Below are 19,643 nucleotides of genomic sequence, written 5' to 3'. Positions count from 1 at the left end.
CCCCTTTGTCAATCGGCGGTATGGTCCGCAGCGGCCCTGTCCGGTGCGGCCTGGGGGTCGTATTCGGTCAGTGCCTGGGAGATATAGTGTTCCCCGTAGAGGATGTCATAAACCAGAGCGCGGTAGAGGGAGACCGTTTCACTGCTTGCGTCGGTGGGGGCGTCCCAAGCGTTGCCCTGTCCGTCCACAAAGAGCCGGTCCCGATAGAGCCGCATGTCCTGTCCGGTCTGCTGCACCCAGATGAACCACAGGGGCTTCCAGAGCCCGGCCCAGTCCAGAAGCCAGGCCCCCGTCTGGGTGACGCTGAGCTCCTCCGGGGCCTCCAGCGCCGCGCCGTAGTTGTTCCACACCACGTAGTCGGTCAGATGCATCTCCTTAAGCTGGGCAGCGTCCCAGTCCTCCGTGTTGGGGGAGGGGGTGACCCCCAGCGCAGTATAGAGGGTGCTGTCTTCCTCTAGGTAGAGTCCCGGCAGGTGGTCCCCCAAAAAGAGGAGGAGCACCGGCTCATCGCACTGGGAGAAGTAGTCCACCAGCCTGCCCAGGGCGGCGTCGGCGTCGTGAAGGCCGTGGACCAGGGCGTCCAGGGCGCCCAGGGCGTCCCCGGTGAGGGTGGGGCAGGCATAGTCTACCCTGGAGGGCGTGTCGTATTTGCCATTAAAATAGGGCTGGTGGTTTTCCATGGACAGGCCATAGAGGAAGAGGGGGCCGTCTCCTCTGGCCTCAAACTGGGCGATGAGCTGGTCCGCCAGGGTATCGTCGGAGAGGTATCCCCCGGCGTAGCGGCGCTCCACGGTGAAGTCCTGGTCGTAGACAGTGGTGTCAAAGCCGATGGCAGGCATGTTGCCGGAGCGGTTGTAGAGGCTGTCGTTGTAGGAGTGGACCATGACTGTCTGATAGCCCTGTCCGGCCAGTGCCTTGACCAGGGAGGGGACACGGTGATAGGCGGTTTCGTCGGAGAGAGTGGTCAGACTCTCCGACAAGCCGGGGAAGGCCGAGGGAATGCCGGTGAAGAGCTCCATCTCCACATTGCCGGTCCCCCCGGCATAGGCCGCGGACAGGAAGCGGCCCCCGGCGGATTCCTCCAGCAGGGCGTGGTAATTGGGAATCGGATCGGTATAGAACTGGAGGTTGGGAAGTCTTGTGATGTCAAAAAAGCTCTCAGATACCACCAGAACGATGTGGGGCGGCGTCTGTTCTTCGGGGGCTGTCTGAAGGGCCTGGAGCTGCCGGAGAATACGTTCCATGTTGTTCCGGCTGTAGGTATCCGGCTTCTCCATAGCGCTGCTGCACAAGGCGCTGTAGATGCCGGCAAGCAGGCCCAGGCGTTGGTTGCGGCCGCCCTGGCTCTCATTTTCCGGTCCGGCCAGCAGGGCGGCGGCGCCGGGAAAGAAGAGCAGGTTGCCCAGCAGGGACAGACTGAGCCCAGCCGCCGCCAGCCGGCGGCCCGGCGGCTGAGGGAGCGGGCGCCGGGACAGAAAAAGGGCGGCAATGAGAAGGAGCGCCGCTCCAGTCAGCCCCTGCCAGGTGGCGCGCCCCAGTTCCATACCGGGACGGAGAAAGGCGGCAATCTGGCCGGCCTGGCCGGTCATCGTGAGATCACTGGCCAGAATAGGGGTGCCGTTGACGGTTTCTTTCAGGTGGTTTGCCACCGAGAAGAGGATGCAGGGCAAGGTAATTGCCAGGGTTCCCCAGAAGACCCGCCGGGTCAGGGCAGTGAGAACGGCCTGAAGAAAAAAGAGCGCGCCGTAAGTAAAGAAAACCGCCTGTGTGTGCCGGTCCAGCCAGTCCAGGGCCTCTTGGGCATCTTGCAGCGTGATGAGCTGGCAGAGATAGGTCACCAGCAGGGGAGCGGCGCAGAAAAAGACAGCCATCAGCCAAGGGGGCGTCCTCCAGCGTCTGAGAGAGAGCTTTATGGTATTCACAAAGAGAGGGCCGTCCTTTCCGATGGAGTTGGCGAAAATCAGCGGGAGAAGACCAGCGGGGGCCTGCGGACCGGGCCTTCGGCGGGACAGGCGGCGGGGATGCCCAAGGTCATGGGACAGACCAGCTCAAAGCCCTCCGGCACCTGATGAGCGGCCTTGAAGGCGGGGGAGTTAAAGTAGTACTCGCCAAAGCCGATCCAGCAGCTCTCAATGCCCATGCTCCGGCCGGCCAGCATAATGTTGGCGGCGGCCAGGGTGCAGTCATAGCGGTAGTAATGAGACTTGGTGTCGCCGTAGACGATGATCAGATTGGAAGCGTGGTTGAGTACGCTGAAATTGTTGTTTTCCAGGCCGGGGCGGTACTGCTGGAGATGGGGCAGGCTGTCCAGCCGGGCCAGGAGATCGGCCTTGATAGCCTGGTTATGGGCCTCAATTTTCTCCTGCCCTTGGATCACCACAAAGCCCCAAGGCTGCTGGTTGCTGCCGGTGGCGGCCATGGTGCCCAGCCGGAGAAGCTGGTCGATAATGGCTGGCTCCAGGATCTGATTGGTATAGCTGCGAATGCTTCTGCGGGTGGAAATAGCTTCAATGACGTCCATAAAATGATTCCTCCATGAACCGTTTGAGCGGTAGTAAGCGGCGAAAATAATGGCGCTGAGACAGCTTGATTATAGCTTGAATTGCAAATTTTGTCAATCAAAAGGGCGGGCCGTTCTTTTCAGGACGGCCCGCGGGAACGGAGAAATCAGCGCTTTTTGACGGGAGCGGAGTGGATGGACACGCCGAAGGCGGCCTCCACCGCCTCGCTGATGCCCTCGGCGAAGGTGGGGTGGGGACGGATAGGGGTCATGAGCTGCTCGGCGGTGAGGCCCAGAGTAACCGCCGTATTGAGTTCACTGATCAGGTCGGTAGCCCGGTGGCACAGGAGCTGGGCGCCCAGAATCACATGGGTGTCGGCGTGGAAGACCAGCTTTATGAAGCTGCGCCCGCCCCCCTCGATAACGGTGCGGCCGTTGCCGCCCATGACGTATTTGCCGGTGAGGACGGGGATGTTCTGGGCCTTAGCCTCGTCGGCGGTGAGGCCGGTCTGGGCGATCTCGGGGGAGGTGTAGACACAGGAGGGAATGGGGGCGCTGGCCCGGCTGGGCTGGTGGCCGTAGAGCAGCTCCACGGCGCGGACGCCCTCGGCCTCGGCCTTGTGGGCCAGCTGAATGCCGCCGATGGCGTCGCCAATGGCCAGAATGGAGGGAATAGAAGTCTCATACTTCTCATTGACCGCCAGCATCCCCCGGTTCATCTCCGGCTCCACGCCGTCGAAGAGGCCGGCCGTGTTGGCCCGGCGGCCCATGGCGGCCAGGACCGTCTGGCCGGAGGCGGACTGCTCCTCGCCCTTATAGGTGAAGTGGACAGTAACCTGGCCCTCCGCCTGCGTCAGCTTGGACACCATGGCGGAGGTGTAGATCTCCACCCCCTGCTTTTTCAGCTGCATGGTCATGGACTGGGAGATCTCCCGGTCCAGATTGGCCAGGATGCGCTCCAGCGCCTCCACAATGACGATGCGGCAGCCCATGGCGGCCCAGACGGTGGCCAGCTCCACGCCAATGACGCCGCCGCCGATGATGACCATGGTCTCCCGGGGGGAGATGTCGTCCAGCAGCTCGTCGCTGGTGACGACGCCCGGCAGGTCCAGTCCGGGGATGGGGGGGCGGGAGGGAATGGAGCCCGCAGCCACCAGAATATGGCCGGCCTCATAGGTCTCCCCGCCGGCGGTGACGGTGTTGGGGCCGGTGATCACAGCCTTGGCGTGAATGAGATCGATTTTGTTGGACTTGAGCAGAGAGGCCATGCCGCCGCGCAGCGTCTCCACCACCTCGTTTTTCCGGGCGGCGAGTCCGGGCCAGTCGGGAGCGGCGCTGGTCACGGTGATGCCGGGAATGCCCTCCTTGAGCTCCTGGTAGAGCTGGGAGGAGTGCATCAGGGCCTTGGTGGGGATGCACCCCCGGTTGAGGCAGGTGCCGCCGGGCTCCCGGGCCTCAAAGACGGCGGCTTTTTTGCCCAGCTGAGCGGCTTTGACGGCGGCGGCGAAGCCGCCGGGACCGCCGCCGATGACAATCAGATCGTAATTCATAGTCTGTTACCTCCACATATCGTCTGGATAGAAATTTGGATAGGACAGGGCGGAAAAAGCGGCGTCCGCAGGGAACGGACGCCGCTTTGTGGTCGGTGCTTATAAGTACAGATTACGCGTCGAACTGGTAGCGTACCACCGGATTGCGGGCGGCCTTGGTCTCGTCGGGGCGGCCGATGACCGTATCGTGAGGCGCGGTATGGCAGGCATCGGGATTTTCATAGGCGGTTTTGAGAATGCCGGCCATTACCTCGCACACCTCGTCGATGACCTCCCGGGACTCGGTCTCGGTGGGCTCGAACATGAGCGCCTCGTGGACGATGAGGGGGAAGTACATCGTGGGGGGATGGATGCCGTGGTCCAGCATACTCTTGGCCACGTCCAGGGCGGAGACGCCGGTCTCCTTCTTCAGCTTGGCCAGATCCAGCACAAACTCGTGCATACAGATGCCGGGGTAGGCGCACACGTAGCCGGCCTGCTCCATCTTCTGCTTCATGTAGTTGGCGTTGAGGACGGCGGTCTGGGCGGCCTCGCGGACGCCGGAGTTGCCAAGCGTCATCAGGTAGGCCACCGCCCGCAGGACTACCAGGAAGTTGCCGTAGAAATTCTTCACCTGACCAATGGACTGGGGAGAGGCGGTCTCGCCCAGGGCGGAGGCGGGGAGGAAGGGCTTCAAAATGTCCTTGCAGCCCACCGCGCCGGAGCCGGGACCGCCGCCGCCGTGGGGGGTGGAGAAGGTCTTGTGCAGGTTCAGGTGGCACACGTCAAAGCCCATATCGCCGGGGCGGGCCACGCCCATAACGGCGTTCAGATTGGCGCCGTCGTAGTAGCATAGGCCGCCGGCATCGTGGATGATCTGGGTGATCTCCAGAATATTTTTATCGATCTTGCCGATGGTGTTGGGATTGGTGAGCATAAGGCCGGCGGTATCCGGACCCACCGCGGCCCGCAGGGCGTCCAGATCCACCATGCCGTCGGGGGTGGAGGCGATGGAGCGCACATTGTAGCCGCACATGGCGGCGGTGGCGGGGTTGGTGCCGTGGGCGGAGTCAGGGACGATAATGGTCTTGCGGCCGGCGTCCCCCCGGGAGGCGTGATAGGCCTTGATGAGCAGGATACCGGTAAACTCGCCGTGGGCGCCCGCAGCGGGCTGGAAGGTCATGGCGTCCATACCGGTGATGCCGCACAGATATTTCTCCGCCAAGGCGTAGACCGTCTGGCAGCCGGGGGTGGTGTGCTTGGGCTGGAGAGGGTGGATATCGGTAAACTTAAACAGATTGGCGATAACCTCATTGATCTTGGGGTTGTACTTCATAGTACAGGAGCCCAGAGGATAAAAGCCGTCGCACACACCGAAGGAACGGCGGGCCAGCAGGTTATAGTGGCGGGAGAGATCGTTCTCGCTCACCTCGGGAAGACGGGGGGCCTGCTTGCGCTGGAACGCGGCGGGGATGTCTGCCTCGGGGATCTCGGGCTCCCGGGAGGCCAGAGGGGAGTAATAGGGGGTGAGGACCTGATTGCCGCGGCCGGGCTTGCTCAGCTCAAAAATCAGTTTCATTTTCCGTAAGCCTCCTTGATGATGGCCACAGCTTCGTCCAAGTCGGCCTTGGTGCAGAACTCGGTGACGCACCACAGCACGCCGTCCTTTACCGGCAGGCCGCCCAGGATGCCCTTGAGCTCCAAGGCGTTGAGTACGCGGTAGGAGTCAGGCAGGGTGGTGACAAATTCATGGAAGAACTCGCCGGAGTGAACCAGCTTTATCCCCTCGATTTTGCACAGCTCATTGGCCAGATAGTGGGCCTTGGAATAGCTCTGCTGGCCTACCTCTGCCAGACCCCGGGGGCCCATCTCAGCCAGGTAGACCGAGGCGGTCAGGGCGCACAGGGCCTGATTGGAGCAGATATTGGAGCTGGCCTTCTCCCGGCGGATGTGCTGCTCCCGGGCCTGCATGGTGAGGACGAAAGCCCGCTCTCCCTTGTCGTCAGTGGTCTCGCCCACAATGCGGCCGGGAAGCTTGCGCATCATGGCGGTGGTGCAGGCCATGAAGCCCAGGTAGGGGCCGCCCCAGGACAGGGGCAGGCCGAGGGGCTGAGCCTCGCCCACGGCCACGTCGGCGCCGTAGTCCCGGGGGGACTTGAGCACGCCCAAGGTGGCGGGGTTGACGCCCATGACGAACTTGGCGCCGGCGGCGTGGACCGCCTCGCCCAACGCGCCGCAGTCCTCCAGCATTCCGAAGAAGTTGGGCTGCTGGACATAGAAGCAGGCGGAGTCGTCGGCCAGGAGGGATTTTAGAGCGTCCAGATCGGTAACGCCGTCCTTGGCGGGAACCATGACCACTTCGGTATTAGAGCCGAAGCAATAGGTCTTGATGACGCCGATGACATCGGGGTGAGAGGTCTCGGACACCAGGATTTTACTGCGCTTGCGGTCCCTGCACATGGCCGCGGCCTCGGCGGCGGCTGTGCCGCCGTCGTAGACGGAGGCGTTGGACACATCCATGCCGGTGAGCTCGCAGATCATGGTCTGGTACTCGAAGATGGACTGGAGGATGCCCTGGCTCACCTCGGCCTGGTAGGGCGTGTAGGCGGTGACGAAAATCTCATTGCTGGTAATGCGGGTGACGGCGGCGGGGATATAGTGGCGCTCGGCGCCGGCGCCCCGCAGAATGGTGCGGAAGCGGACGTTCTGGTCGGCCAGGGACTCCATGGTCCGGCGGATCTCCAGCTCAGACTTGGGGTTGGGCAGGTTGAGGGGGCCTTTGATCATCACCTCTTCCGGCACATCCACAAAGAGGTCGTCCATAGACTTCATGCCCAGCTCGGCCAGCATTGCCTGACGCTCGTCAGATGTGGAACACAGATAGCTCGACATGACTGATTACTCCTTCTCGGCGGCGCAGTGGGCCTCGTAAGCGGCGGCGTCCAGCAGCTCTTCCTCCTCAGTGACGTTCTCAACCTTGATGAACCAGGCGCCGTAGCAGTCGGCGTTGACCTTGGCGGGATCGTCCATCAGCTCCTCATTGACGGCTACTACAGTGCCGGAAACGGGGGAGAGGACATCGGAGACCGCCTTGACGGACTCCACATCGGAGAACGCCTCGCCCATGGTGACGGAGTCGCCCTCCTGGGGCAGGTTGACAAAGACGATATCGCCCAGCTCATCCTGAGCGAAGTCGGACAGGCCGATGACATAGGTGCCGCCTTCTTTGCGCACCCACTCGTGGGACTTGGCGTACAGCAGATCAGAAGGGAAGTTCATGGTAATTTCTCCTTTTATCATTAAAATTTAAGAATTCATGAGCAGGAACAGGGAAAGGGGTTACTGGGGACGCTTGTAGAAGGGGGTCTTGATGACCTCGCACTCCACCCTGCGGCCGCGGACATCCACGGACAGCTTGGTGCCCGGCTCCTTATAGGCCACGGGAACCATGGCCATACCCACAGCTTCCCCCAGGAAGGGGCAGTGAGTGCCGGAGGAGACGAAACCGACTTTCTCATCGCCGGCGTATACATCGCAGTGCTCCCGGATGATGCCCCGGCCGGTGACCTTCAGGCCCACCTTGCGGCGGGAGACGGGGCGGGCCTGCTCCAGCGCGGCCTTGCCGATGAAATCGGGCTTATCCATCTTGACAAAGATGCCCAGAACAGCCTCGTAGGGGTTGATCTCGCTGGTGAGCTCGTGGCCGTAAAGGGGCATGCCCGCCTCCAGGCGGAGGGTGTCCCGGGCGCCCAGGCCGCAGGGGATGAGCCCCTCATCCTTGCCGGCGGCCAGCAGTTTCTCCCACAGGGCGGGGGCGTCGGCGGCGGCGCAGTAGATCTCAAAGCCGTCCTCGCCGGTGTAGCCGGTGCGGGAGACAATGGCCTGGATGCCGTCCACCTCGCCCCGGGCGATGAAGGTGTAGTTGCCGCTGGGGATGGTCTTGGACAGCTTGGAGAGCACCGCCTCCGCCTTGGGCCCCTGGAGGGCCACCTGGGCCACAGAGTCGGAGATATTCTCCATGGTGCACTCCCCGGTGAGGTGGGAGGAGATCCACTGGGCGTCCTTGTCGCAGTTGGAGGCGTTGACCACAATGAGATAGGCCTCGTCAGAGCACTTGTAGACGATGAGGTCATCCACCACGCCGCCGTTGTCGTAGCACATCAGGCTGTAGCGGGCGAAGCCGTCCTGAAGGTCGGTATAGTCATTGGTGAGCAGGTTGTTCAGGTTCTTGAGCGCGTCCTTGCCCCGCAGGAGCAGCTCGCCCATGTGGGACACGTCGAACAGGCCGCAGGCGGTGCGCACCGCCATATGCTCGGCCACCACGCCGCTGTACTGCACCGGCAGAAGCCAGCCCGCGAAGGGGACAATTTTGCCGCCGGCTGCCACATGGCTGTCATAAAGGGGCGTTTTCTTCTCCATGATAAAGACCTCCTGTAATATAAAATAGACTTGGTAAGCTGAAAATTATACCGATGGTTTTCGGATGCCGCAAAAAAAGCGCATAGCAGGGTTGCTATACGCCTCTGTCTGTCACCTGAAAGTTTCCCCCGGCAGGCGGGGTTGCATCGTCGGCGCGGCGGCAGACCGCCTCCGCTTTCCAGAGCTCCGTCAGCAGCCGATCCTTTTGCCTGAGAGATTTTCTCGTTTTCCCCTTCGGCGGTGATACTTCACACTCTCTCGACTGCGTCATCCGGCTTTATTGATTTTTTCTACACCTGGTGGTGTATACTTATCGGTTTTCTTTTCTGTTCTCCAGTATAATACAATTTCCAGAAATGTCAATCACTTTTTTTCGATAAAGCAGGGCGGGATTATTGATGACCGCTGAGGGGCTGGGAGCATATGGGATTTGCACCAGGGCCAATCTGTGGTATACTGCTGCTGTGTCCAAATAGTTGGTCCATTCACGCAGATACAGACAGAACGGAGGAATGCTATGACCATATTGGATGGAATGCTGTCCTTTTTCGCCGGCCGCCCGGAGGAGGCGGCCTGGTTTACAGGGATTGTCCGCTTTGCCTTCCCGCTGCTGGCGGCGGCTATCCTGGCGGGGGCCATCAAAAGCCTGCTGCGTGTGAAGCACATGCCGGAGGTGTGGGCCTATCTGACGTTGCCCAACGGAGACAGCGTCCCCCTGACCCACTGGGAGAATATTTTGGGCCGGAGCGGCTCATCGGATATTGTGCTCAGCTACCCGGTGATTTCCCGGCAGCACGCGGCCCTGATCCGCCGGGAAGACGATACCTGGACGGTGTATGACCTGGACTCCAAGGGGGGCGTTACCGTCAACGGAAAGCCGGTGGAGGGCAGCGCGCCGGTGGGGTTTGGGGAGGTGCTCGGCCTGAGCGGAGTGGAGACGGTGCTTCTGCCGGTGTCTCAGGCGGAGAAGGAGGCGCGCCGCCAGCGCCGGCGGCGGCTGGAAAAGCCCCCGTCCCCCTGGCTGTCGCTGATTCTGCTCACGGTTTTTCAGGGGTTTACGCTGATGCAGCTCCTGGCTGCGGCGGGGGAGGAGGCCTCCGGGGCGCTGCCGATGTCCTTCCTGTGCCTGAGCGGGGTGATGTGGGTGTATTTCCTCGCCCTGCGCTCCGCGCGGCGGGTGGGGTTTGAGATGGAGATCATCGCCTTCTTCCTGTGTACGCTGTCGCTGGCGGTGACGGCGTCGTCAGCGCCTCGGGCCCTGTTTAAGCAGCTCATCGCCATGGTGCTGGGGCTGGGGATCTTTCTGGTGCTGGGCATTTTCCTGCGGGATCTGGAGCGGGTAAAACGGATCCGCTGGCTTATGGCCGCCGGCGCCATCTGTCTGTTGGGGCTGTCATTAGCGGCGGGCCAGGTGAAGTATGGCGCGGCCAACTGGATCAACATAGGGGGCGTGTCTTTCCAGCCCTCGGAGGTGGCCAAGATCTGCTACATCTTCGCCGGCTCCGCCACGCTGGAGCGGCTGTTCCGCAAGCGGAATCTGGGGCTGTTTATTGTGCTGACCGGGGCATGTATGGGCTGTCTGGCCCTGATGAGCGACTTTGGCACGGCGGCTATCTTCTTCATTACCTTTCTGGTTATCGCCTACCTGCGCTCCGGGGATTTCGCCACCCTGTCCCTCATCTGCGGGGGCGCGGTGTTTGGCAGTTTCGTACTGGTGAGCATTAAGCCCTACGTCCTCCGCCGGTTCGCCACCTGGGGCCACGCCTGGCAGAATGCCAGCGACGGCGGCTTTCAGCAGGTGCGTACCATGTCTGCCTCCGCCTCCGGCGGTCTGGTGGGGGTGGGCGCGGGCCGGGGTTGGCTCCACCGGGTGCCTGCCGCCGACACGGATCTGGTCTTCGGGATGCTGTGCGAGGAGTGGGGGCTGATCATCGCTGTGCTGGCGGTATGCTGTATCGTCACCCTGGCGGTCTTCGCTGTGCGGGCCTGCCGGGCCGGCCGCTCCAGTTTCTACCTCATCGCCGCCTGCGCCGCCACCTCCATGATGGTGTTCCAAACCTGCCTGAACGTGTTGGGGGCGGTGGACATTCTGCCCCTGACCGGGGTGACCTTTCCCTTTGTGTCCAACGGCGGGTCGTCCATGCTGTGCTCCTGGGGGCTGCTGGCCTTCCTGAAAGCCACGGACACCCGGCAGAACGCCAGCTTTGCCATCCGCCTGCCCAACCGGAAAAGGGAGCGGCAGCAGGAGGACCCTCTGGCCCGCCGCCCGGCGGTGCCCATCGAGGAGGAGCTGGTGGATTTCGACTTTGACTTCGGTCCCGGGTGGGAGGAGGACGGCCATGCGGAAGATTGAAAAGCGGGCGGTGGTCTGCCTGCTGCTGGCGGCGGTGCTGGTGCTGGGTGTGGTGCTGTTCTGCGTCCGCTTTGTGCGGAACGCGGGCCGCTGGGCGGGTTTTCCCGCCAACCGCCATCTGTATAACAGCAAGGGCCAGCTTTCTGTGGGCCGGGTGCTGGATCGGGACGGGGACGTGCTCTCCTGGGTGGACGAGGGGGGAAACCGCCGCTACTACGATGGAGAGATTGTCCGGCGGGCCACCCTCCACGCGGTGGGGGATCCGGCGGGGAACATTGGTACCGGGGCGCTGGTGGCCTTTGCGTCCAAGCTGTCGGGTTACCACCTGATTACCGGAGCCTACAGCCCCTTCGGAGCGGGAAGCGACCTGTATTTGACCCTGGACGCCCGGTACAACTACATTGCCTACCAAGCCCTGGGCGGGAAAAAGGGAGCGGTGGGAGTGTATAACTACAAGACCGGCGAAATTCTGTGTATGGTGTCCGCGCCCACCTTTGACCCCCTGAGCCCGCCGGTAATTGAGGATGGAGACGCCCAATACGAGGGAGTCTACCTGAACCGCTTCCTGTCCGGCACTTTTGTCCCTGGGTCTATCTTCAAGACAGTGACGCTGACCGCAGCGGCGGAGCAGCTGCCGGATTTGCCTCAGCGCACCTTTACCTGCACGGGCTCCACGGCGGTGGGGGGCGGCACGGTAACCTGCCCCCATGCCCACGGCGCCATGGACATCGGCGGAGCGTTCGCCAACTCGTGCAATGGGGCCTTTGCCCTGCTGGCGGAGGAGCTGGGGAAGGAGACTATGACCCAATACGCGTCAAAAGCCGGCCTGACCAGCTCCTACAGCGTCAATGGCATTCCCACGGCGGCGGGCCGGTTCGACGTGTCCCAGGCCGCAGGGGCGGATCTGGGCTGGGCAGGGGTAGGACAGTACAGCGACGCGGTGAACCCCTGCGCCGTGATGGTGTGGATGGGGGCCATTGCCAACGGCGGACGGGCGGCGGCGCCTCAGCTGATTCTGAAAACCGTGACGGCCGCCAAGCTGCCGGGGTCCCTCTATCTGAGAAAGCAGACCGGAACGCTGATACGCGCAGACACGGCGGCATGGCTGGCGGACCGAATGGCGGACAATGTGGCCATGACTTACGGGACCGGCCGTTTCCCCAATATGGACATCTGTGCCAAGTCAGGCACCGGAGAGGTGGGAGGCGGCAAGGCCCCCAACGCCTGGTTTGCCGGCTTCCTGCGCAATGAGGACGCGCCCTATGCCTTCGTAGTTCTGGTGGAGGAGGGCGGCAGCGGTGCGGAGGCTGCGGGAAACGTGGCGGCAGCGGTGCTGGATGCGTTGGTCAATGGGTATTGACGGCCCGCCCTACGCCTCCCGCTCAAAAAACGCCTTATTGTAGAGATAGAAGGGGTCCTCAGGCCGCGCCGCCCCGGCGCGTTTATTCCAGGCGGCGGCTTTTTCCCGGTCCCCCAGGCGGTACCAGCACAGGCACAGCTGGATGGCGGGAAGGTAGTCATAGCAGGCGGGGACGATGAATGCGCCGGAGCGGTCGTCCCTGGGGCAATTCAGGGCCTGCTCATACCAGCGGATGGCGGCGGGGTAGTCCCCCCGGTTCAGGAAGAGGGCGCCCAGGTCGCAGCAGACCTCCGCCCGGGGGGCGTCAAAGGCCAGGCTCTCCAGCAGGGCCCGCAGGGCGCGGCGGGGGCTGTGAAGGGCGGTATAGCAGGTTGCCAGCACCCGGCAGGCCTCGATGCTGTTCTCCCGCCAGCCCCAGCCCACGGTGAGGAACTGTTCCAGAACCAGGGCGGCGTCCTGAAAGCGGCTGTGGCCGGCCAGCTCCCGGCCGTAGTAGAACTGCTCCCGGGGGGTGAGGTTGCGGCCGGAGTCCACAATGCCCTGCAAAATACGCAGGTTGCGGTCCGGGTCGCCCTGCTTCTCCTTGCGGTGGGTGACGGCGGCCTGGGTATATACGACATTGCCGGCGGGGGAGATGGCCTCGTGAACCGCGCCGCTCCAGCGGAAAAGGGGGGAGCGGCGGACGATGCGCTCCCGATAGTAGGACAGGGCGGGGGCGCCGTCCTGGGCGGCGCCGGTGTGATAAGGGGCCATGACTACGTCCGCCTCCGGGAGCGCCTGTTCCTTGACCTGGAGGAAGCCCTCCCGGTCGGCGGGGAGGAGGATATCGTCAGCGTCCAGCCACATGCAGTGGGGCAGGGTGGCCTGGTCAAAGGCGAAATTCCGGGCGGCGGAGAAGTCGTCTATCCAGGGAAAGTCGAAGATTTGATCGGTGAACCGGGCGGCGACGGACTTGGTAGCGTCAGTGCTGCCGGTGTCCACCACAATCAGCTCATCGTACAGCCCGGCGGCGCTCTCCAGACAGCGGGCCAGGACGTCGGCTTCATTTTTTACAATCATACACAAAGACAGCGCTTGCACACAAACACCTCCGCACGTTTTTCCATCCTATGCGGAGACACCGTGGCGGGTGCGGAAAAACCCGCCGGATTTTAAGCAATCCGGCGGGTTTTCGGTGGGATTATGGCTGGGGTGCTGAGGCGCGGGGAGAGGCGGCCCGCCGGTCCAGGGTGACGGAGGAGCCGGAGAGGATGGAGGAACTGCCGCTGTCCACCTCGTGCTCAATGGTGACGGTGTCTCCGGGGTTGAGGATGACCGCCAGCTCGTTCTGTGTGGCGGAGATGGAGTAGAAGATCTCCTCCCCCTCCAGGCGGATGAAGTAGTGGGTGTCCCCGTCCAGCACAGCGGAGCGGATCTCCGCGATGACGCCGGAGGCGGTGGTCTGGGGCAGGGCCTCCTCGGTGGTGATGCCGCTTCGGGCCAGCAGCTGGATATACTTTTGCTCACATTCGGTGACAGTGGAGCCGGTGGCCACCACCTGGTACTGGGCCACGTTGACCATGGCGTAGGTCTTGACCAGATTGGTGGCGTCCTTCAGGGGAATGAAATAGGTGGGTTCCCCGGCGATATTGAGCAGTAGTGGGAAGGTGGCGGTATAGCCCAGATCCTGAACCACGCCCTGGGCGGAGAGCATAGCCGCGTTCTCCGTGGCGCCGGGGGCGACATAGAAGGTGGTCTCTTTGGTGCGCTGGTTGCACAGCAGGAAGCCCAGGTTGGACTGGTCGGAGTTGATGGAGGTGACGCCGGTATACATATACACGTCGTCGTTCAGGGCGATATAGTTATACCCGTCGGTAACTACTGTCACGTCCCGCTGGCCGAAGATGGAGTTAATGAAGCCGTTGACCAGCGTGCCGTGGTAGTTATACTGCTGCATGATGAGCTCAGGGACGTAGAGATTATCCACCCAGGTGGGGACCTCCTCCATATACTCGCACGCGCCGGTGACGGCGTTGACCAGCACAGCGCCCTTGACATCCGTGCCGCCGAAGAGGCCGATGGTCTTCACAATGCGGGGGGCGATCCACCAGGGGTCGCCGTTCTCGTCAATTTCAAACCGTGGGGTGCTGAACATGAAGGTGGGGTAGTGGAAGCGCAGGTGGCGCATGATATTGCGGTTGAGGGGCTCGGAAAAAGAGTACTTGATGCCCTCGCTCAGCCGGACTACCTTGGCCTCCTGGGTGACCATATCCACCAGCACATAGGCAGGCAGGCCGTTGTGCCGGTTGGTGAACCACTTGATAAGGTCGGCATAGCCAATGGGGGCCACACGGACAGGGCGGCCCTGGTAGTTGATCTGAGTGGAGTCGTTGGAGAACTCAAACTGGCTGACCATGTCGCTGAGGGTGCCCATCTGTCGGTCGCCCAGGTACTCAGCGGAGTCCCGGTCCAAAGTGGGGATTTCGCTGAAGGAGATCTGATTGATCTCCTGGGCGAAGTCGCCGGTGTGGACGGTGAGGAGATCCCGGTAGTCGGCGGCGCGGAAAATGGGCATGGAGATAATCTGTCCGATGAGTGCCACGGCAATTACCGCCAGGAAGAGGATGCCCACAGGAAGGCACTGGTTTTTGATAAAGCGGAAGTACTCCTGTACGGCGGCCATGCGCCCGGCGGAGGCGTCCGCGCTCAGATTAAACCCGGAGGTAATCAGGGCGCTGACCACATAGACAACACACAAAAGACCGAGAAAGCTGTAAAAGTCGCCGGACTGGGGGTTGATGGCGGGGAGGGAGACGTAGAAATAGAGGGCGCCCACCGCCAGGGTGACAATCAGGTTCAGGATAATTTTGCCCAGGGGACCTTTGGGGGCACGGCGTTTCTTGCCGTTGGATGACTGACTCAAAATACACGCTCCTTTTTCTATGTGAATGACAGCCGTTTGGTACCGCTCTAGTATACCCAATTTTTGGGCAGTTTGCAATGGGGGAGGGGGAGATTAAAATTTGATGAAGATGTGTGCTGAGCCGGTTGGTACAGCTTTTGAAGAAACCGGCCGCCGGATTGCGGCGGCCGGGCCAAGGACGCGAGGGGTCAGAGGGCGGCGCAGCGGCGCTCAATGGCGTCCTCCTTGGCCTTCATCGCCTGAAGGGTGCGCTCCAGGAGGGTATCCAGCTCCCAGCCGAGAAGCCCGGCGCCCTGACGGATAATGTCTCGGGAGCAGCCGGCGGCAAATTTTTTGTCCTTGAACTTCTTTTTCAGGCTGGACAGCTCCATATCCTGTACGCTCTTGGAGGGGCGCATGAGGGCGGCGGCCCCGATGAGGCCAGTGAGCTCGTCGGCGGCAAAGAGTACCTTTTCCATCTCGTGCTCCGGGGCGGCGTCGGCCCCGGTAAGGCCCCAGCCGTGGCAGACCACCGCCCGGATCAGAGCGGGCTCTGCCCCGGCGGCTTCCAGCAGTTCTCTGGCCTTGACGCAGTGCTCCTGGGGCCACTGCTCAAAGTCGATGTCGTGGAGCATCCCCACGGCGGCCCAGAAGTCCGCCTCCTGGCCGTAGCCCAGCGTATGGGCGTACCAGTCCATCACCTCTGCCACGGTAATGCCGTGGCGCAGGTGGAAGCTCTCTTTGTTATACGTCCGCAGCAGCGCCAGAGCCTGTTCCTGTGTAAAAGACATTGTGCAACACTCCTTTTCGCCCTATCATAACACAGCGGCGGAAAAAAGAAAAGCATTGCAGCGATTCCGTTGGTGTTTCTCTTTCGTTTCGTCCCGGTTTATGGTATAATGATGGCGTTACCGCAAAATAGTGGAGAAAAAAGCAGGCGGAAAAAGAAAAGGAGCGGAGGACTGTGGAAACTCTGGCGCAGCAGGTGGACCAATATCTGTGTGAAAATAAAGCCCGGTGGGTGCAACTGGGGAAGACCCTCCAGGGAATGCCTGAGATTGGCTTTTGCGAGCATGAGACCGGGGCGTATGTGGAGCGCTTTTTCAAAGAACTGGGGTTGGAGCCCAGTCAGGCAGTGGTGACTGGCCGGATTGCCACCCTGCGGGGCCGGTCCCACGATGTTACCGTGGCGCTGGAGGGGGAGCTGGACGCCATCTACTGTCCAGATCACCCCATGGCGAATCCCGAGACGGGCCTAGCCCACGCCTGCGGCCACAACATTCAGATCACCGCCCTGCTGGCGGTGGCCCAGGCGCTGAAGGAGACCAGGGCTATGGCGCGGCTGGATGGGGATGTCCGCCTCATCGCGGTACCGGCGGAGGAGTGCATCCCTGCGCCTTTGCTGGACATGCTGCAGAAAAATGGAGCCATTGCGCTGGACTCGGGGAAAAAGGAGCTCATCCGGCTTAACCTGCTGGAGGGGATTGATGTGGTGCTGGGCTGCCATGCCCTGGTCAACGACCGGGACCACCCGGACGCGATTATGATTAACTCCAGCTGCAACGGCCTGGCGGAGCTGCACTTTACCTTCCACGGCCAGACAGCCCACAGCATGGTCTGTCCCGAGCGGGGGGTCAACGCCCTGAACGCGGCAGTGCTGGCGATCAACGGAATCCAGGCCCTGCGGGAGTCCTTCGATCCTCAGGAGTATATCCGGGTGTCCTATAACCTGACCCAAGGGGGTGTGAGCCTGGGCAATGTGCCGGATTTGGCCCAGTTGGAGGTGGTAATCGCCGCGAAGACCATGGGGGCCCTGGACCGCCTGCGGGCCCAGGTGGAGCGGATCGCCCGGTGCAGCGCCGAGGCCCTTGGCTGCACAGTGGACAGCAAACCTGGGGTAAGCTACCTGCCCTATGAGGTAGATATGGCCCTGCTGGAGCAGGTGCAGGACTGCGGGGAGGCGCTCACCGGCGTCCGGCCCCGGATTCGGGAGCACAATTTCTTCTCCAACGACCTGGGGAACGTGTCCCAGATGATCCCCAGCGCCCAGGTGGTGTTCGGCGGCTTCCAGGGGGGACTGCACAGCGCCCAGTTCCACGTGACAGACGAGGAGATGGCCTATGTCCTCCCCGCCCGCACGCTGGCCGCCGTCATTGTCCGCCTGCTGGAAAACGGGGCGGGGAAAGCCAAGGCGGTAAAGACTCATTTCGCCCAGACCCGCAGAGAAGGGGAGCAATAATACAGAAGATTTTCTGCCGCGGACCTGCGCAAGGGTGACGCCCTGCGGGTCTGCGGCGGCTTTTGCTGTCTGGCCAAGGAAAATTTTTGGTGACAATGCGGGCGCGGATCTGCTATACTCTGATACGTTATGATCAAAAATTCAGCCGTTCCCCAGGTTGTGCGGGGGACAGGAGAGGAGAGGCCATGAGTGAGCGCCATACGGTGCAGGTGATCGCCCGGATTCGCAGCGACTTTCCCACAAAATTCGGCATCCCCCGGCAGAGCGGGTTGGTGGAGGAGCTGCGCGCCGCGGTGGTCTTTGAACCGGAGTTCCGCAACAAGGACGCCCTGCGGGGGCTGGAGGACTTCTCTCACCTGTGGCTGATCTGGCAGTTCTCCGGCGCGGTACGGGAGCGCTGGTCCCCCACGGTGCGCCCGCCCCGGCTGGGGGGGAATGAGCGAATGGGGGTGTTCGCCACCCGCTCGCCCTTCCGGCCCAACCCCATCGGGCTGTCTTCCGTGCGTTTGCTGGCAATCCAGCGCTGGCCCGATGTGGGCCACGTGCTCCTGGTGGCTGGGGCGGACTTGATGGACGGCACCCCTATCTACGATATCAAGCCCTATGTCCCCTATGCGGACAGCCACCCAGAGGCCGCCGGCGGCTTTGCCCCGGACCGGCCGGCCCCCCGGCTGGCGGTGGACTTCCCACCCGCCCTGCTGGAGCGGGTGCCGCCGGACCGGCGGGCCGCCCTGGCAGGGGTGCTGGCTCAGGACCCCCGCCCCACCTATCAAAACAGTCCCGACCGGGTGTACGGCCTGTGCTTTGCCGGTCTGGAGATAAAATTCCGCGTAGACGGGGACATTCTCACGGTCCGGGATGTGAGAAGCTGTATTGACAACCGTTGAAGGCGGTCTGGCCGGGTCCTCTGCCTTGCCGGACAGCAAAATCCTACGGTAATCCAGCATTCTCCGGTTGTGAATGCAGGTTCTGACCTGGGCACGGTAAATTGGAAAGGAGCTCCCCATGGCATATTCAATCTATCAGCTGTTCTGGTTTTTCTTTATTTACTCCATCGCGGGATGGTGCGCTGGGGTGGCGGCCGCCGCCCTACGGAAGCACTCGTTTATCAACACCGGCTTTCTCGGTTTACCCCTGTGTCCCGCCTACGGCGTGGCGGGGATCGTGTTCGCCGTCTTCCTCACCGAACTGCGGGACACTTTGTTCTTCCTCTTTGTGTGGGGCGCGGTGCTGTCCGCCTTTATTACCTTTGTCACCGGCTTCCTGCTGGAGCGGATTTTCCACCGCAAGTGGTGGGACTTTACCCGGCACCGCTTCCAGTTTGAGGGGTACATCTCCGTTCCGCTGCTGGCGGTGTGGGGCGTGCTGGCGGTAGTCTGCGTCCGGGTTGTCAACCCGCTGCTGGCCCGGCTGCTGGGCCTGATCCCCCGGATAGCGGGGGAGACGGCCCTGCTCATCGCCCTGATTCTGCTGGGGCTGGACTTTCTGCTCTCTCTGTTCTCCGTGCTTCAGCTGCGCTTCCGCATCCGGCGGCTGAACGAGCTGGAGGAGGATTTCCGCAATATCTCCACCAACTTTGGCAACGCCATCACCGGCCGGCTCCAGCGCCGCATGATGAAGGCCTACCCCAACCTCCAGGTAGAGCAGATCGCCAAGGCCTACTGGGAGAAGAAGGAGGCCCCGCCGTCGGTTTTCGCCTTTGGGTGCTGCTTTCACAAGTTGGTGTGGCTCTTTTTCATCGCGGCTTTCCTAGGGGATCTGATTGAGACGGTATTCTGCCGGTTCAGCATGGGCTTCTGGATGAGCCGGAGCAGCCTGGTGTGGGGTGCCTTCAGCGTGGTATGGGGGCTGGGCGCGGTGCTGCTCACCGCCGCCCTCTACAAATATAAAGACCAGCGGGAGGGGAAGATCTTCTTTGCCGGCACGGTACTGGGGGGCGTCTATGAGTACATGTGCAGCGTCTTTACCGAGCTGGTCTTCGGGGCCATCTTCTGGGACTACAGCCACCTGCCCTTCAACCTGGGGGGGCGGATCAACCTGCTGTTCTGCTTTTTCTGGGGCTTCGCGGCGGTGGCCTGGCTGAAGGGCATCTATCCCAGGCTGTCCGGCCTGATTGAAAAAATTCCCCCCCGGGTGGGAAAGATAGGCACATGGGTGCTGGTGGTCTTTTTGGTGTCCGATATGGCGGTGTCCTCCCTGGCCCTGGGGCGGTATCACCAGCGGCAGATCGACCCGGCCCCGCCCGCCGGCGCGGTTGCCCTGTGGCTGGACCGCTGCTTCCCCAATGAGCGCATGGAGCGGATCTATCCCAACGCCAAGCTGGTGGAGGAGTTGGACCGAGAAGAAAAATAAGGAGGGTTTC

The 19,643-nt window shown here is 62.4% G+C and carries 15 protein-coding genes and 1 riboswitch; of the genes, 5 read left to right on the top strand and 10 right to left on the bottom strand.

Annotated elements, in window-relative coordinates:
• Positions 1–8: 8 nt before the first annotated feature.
• The 7 genes from D1159_RS06120 to gcvT form a co-directional block, all read right to left on the bottom strand.
• The gene (locus tag D1159_RS06120) at positions 9–1,871 is read right to left on the bottom strand and encodes an LTA synthase family protein (RefSeq protein WP_161844791.1); all 1,863 of its coding nucleotides are present in this window, start codon (positions 1,869–1,871) and stop codon (positions 9–11) included.
• Positions 1,872–1,960: 89 nt separating this feature from the next.
• Entirely contained in the window at positions 1,961–2,521 is a 561-nt protein-coding gene (locus D1159_RS06115) for a nitroreductase family protein (protein ID WP_161844790.1), read from the bottom strand.
• A 146-nt stretch (positions 2,522–2,667) separates the two neighbouring features.
• A complete protein-coding gene (gene lpdA, locus D1159_RS06110; protein ID WP_161844789.1) occupies positions 2,668–4,050 on the bottom strand; it encodes a dihydrolipoyl dehydrogenase in 1,383 nt (460 codons plus the stop codon).
• Between the two features lie 112 nt (positions 4,051–4,162).
• Positions 4,163–5,608, bottom strand: a complete 1,446-nt coding sequence (gene gcvPB, locus D1159_RS06105; RefSeq protein ID WP_161844788.1) for an aminomethyl-transferring glycine dehydrogenase subunit GcvPB — start codon at positions 5,606–5,608, stop codon at positions 4,163–4,165.
• A complete protein-coding gene (gene gcvPA / locus D1159_RS06100) occupies positions 5,605–6,921 on the bottom strand; it encodes an aminomethyl-transferring glycine dehydrogenase subunit GcvPA (protein ID WP_161844787.1) in 1,317 nt (438 codons plus the stop codon). Before gcvPA ends, gcvPB begins: the two co-directional genes overlap by 4 nt.
• Positions 6,922–6,927: 6 nt before the next feature.
• Positions 6,928–7,308: a glycine cleavage system protein GcvH gene (gene gcvH / locus D1159_RS06095; RefSeq protein ID WP_161844786.1), complete on the bottom strand. Its 381-nt coding sequence runs from the start codon at positions 7,306–7,308 to the stop codon at positions 6,928–6,930.
• 60 nt (positions 7,309–7,368) lie between these two features.
• On the bottom strand, positions 7,369–8,448 hold the full coding sequence (gene gcvT / locus D1159_RS06090; protein ID WP_161844785.1) for a glycine cleavage system aminomethyltransferase GcvT: 1,080 nt from the start codon (positions 8,446–8,448) through the stop codon (positions 7,369–7,371).
• Positions 8,449–8,635: 187 nt separating this feature from the next.
• Positions 8,636–8,719, bottom strand: a riboswitch (glycine riboswitch).
• 246 nt (positions 8,720–8,965) lie between these two features.
• On the opposite strand from gcvT, the gene D1159_RS06085 reads away from it, so the two are divergent.
• Positions 8,966–10,801 (top strand): FtsW/RodA/SpoVE family cell cycle protein, encoded by a 1,836-nt coding sequence (locus D1159_RS06085; protein WP_161844784.1) that lies wholly within the window; start codon positions 8,966–8,968, stop codon positions 10,799–10,801.
• Positions 10,788–12,161, top strand: coding sequence for a penicillin-binding transpeptidase domain-containing protein (locus D1159_RS06080; RefSeq protein WP_161844783.1), 1,374 nt, complete (start codon positions 10,788–10,790; stop codon positions 12,159–12,161). The genes D1159_RS06085 and D1159_RS06080 overlap by 14 nt, the downstream gene beginning before the upstream one ends.
• Before the next feature lie 9 nt (positions 12,162–12,170).
• Here the strand turns inward: D1159_RS06080 and D1159_RS06075 are convergent, their stop codons facing one another.
• From D1159_RS06075 to D1159_RS06065, 3 genes are all read right to left on the bottom strand, one after another.
• The gene (locus D1159_RS06075) at positions 12,171–13,241 is read right to left on the bottom strand and encodes a glycosyltransferase (RefSeq protein WP_161844782.1); all 1,071 of its coding nucleotides are present in this window, start codon (positions 13,239–13,241) and stop codon (positions 12,171–12,173) included.
• Positions 13,242–13,341: 100 nt separating this feature from the next.
• Complete coding sequence (locus D1159_RS06070) at positions 13,342–15,063, bottom strand: CvpA family protein (RefSeq protein ID WP_161844781.1); 1,722 nt, start codon at positions 15,061–15,063, stop codon at positions 13,342–13,344.
• A gap of 188 nt (positions 15,064–15,251) precedes the next feature.
• On the bottom strand, positions 15,252–15,833 hold the full coding sequence (locus D1159_RS06065) for a hydrolase (RefSeq protein ID WP_161844780.1): 582 nt from the start codon (positions 15,831–15,833) through the stop codon (positions 15,252–15,254).
• Positions 15,834–16,006: 173 nt separating this feature from the next.
• On the opposite strand from D1159_RS06065, the gene D1159_RS06060 reads away from it, so the two are divergent.
• From D1159_RS06060 to D1159_RS06050, 3 genes are all read left to right on the top strand, one after another.
• Positions 16,007–17,281, top strand: a complete 1,275-nt coding sequence (locus D1159_RS06060) for an amidohydrolase (RefSeq protein WP_161844779.1) — start codon at positions 16,007–16,009, stop codon at positions 17,279–17,281.
• A 185-nt stretch (positions 17,282–17,466) separates the two neighbouring features.
• Positions 17,467–18,168 carry a tRNA (N6-threonylcarbamoyladenosine(37)-N6)-methyltransferase TrmO gene (gene tsaA, locus D1159_RS06055; RefSeq protein WP_161844778.1) on the top strand — a complete coding sequence of 234 codons (702 nt, stop codon included), beginning with the start codon at positions 17,467–17,469 and terminating at the stop codon, positions 18,166–18,168.
• A gap of 118 nt (positions 18,169–18,286) precedes the next feature.
• Positions 18,287–19,633, top strand: a complete 1,347-nt coding sequence (locus D1159_RS06050; protein WP_161844777.1) for a putative ABC transporter permease — start codon at positions 18,287–18,289, stop codon at positions 19,631–19,633.
• Positions 19,634–19,643: the final 10 nt, after the last annotated feature.

Source organism: Pseudoflavonifractor sp. 524-17 (assembly GCF_009935845.1).
Lineage (GTDB): Bacteria > Bacillota > Clostridia > Oscillospirales > Oscillospiraceae > Pseudoflavonifractor_A.
This window is presented reverse-complemented; position numbering and strand designations above follow the sequence as displayed.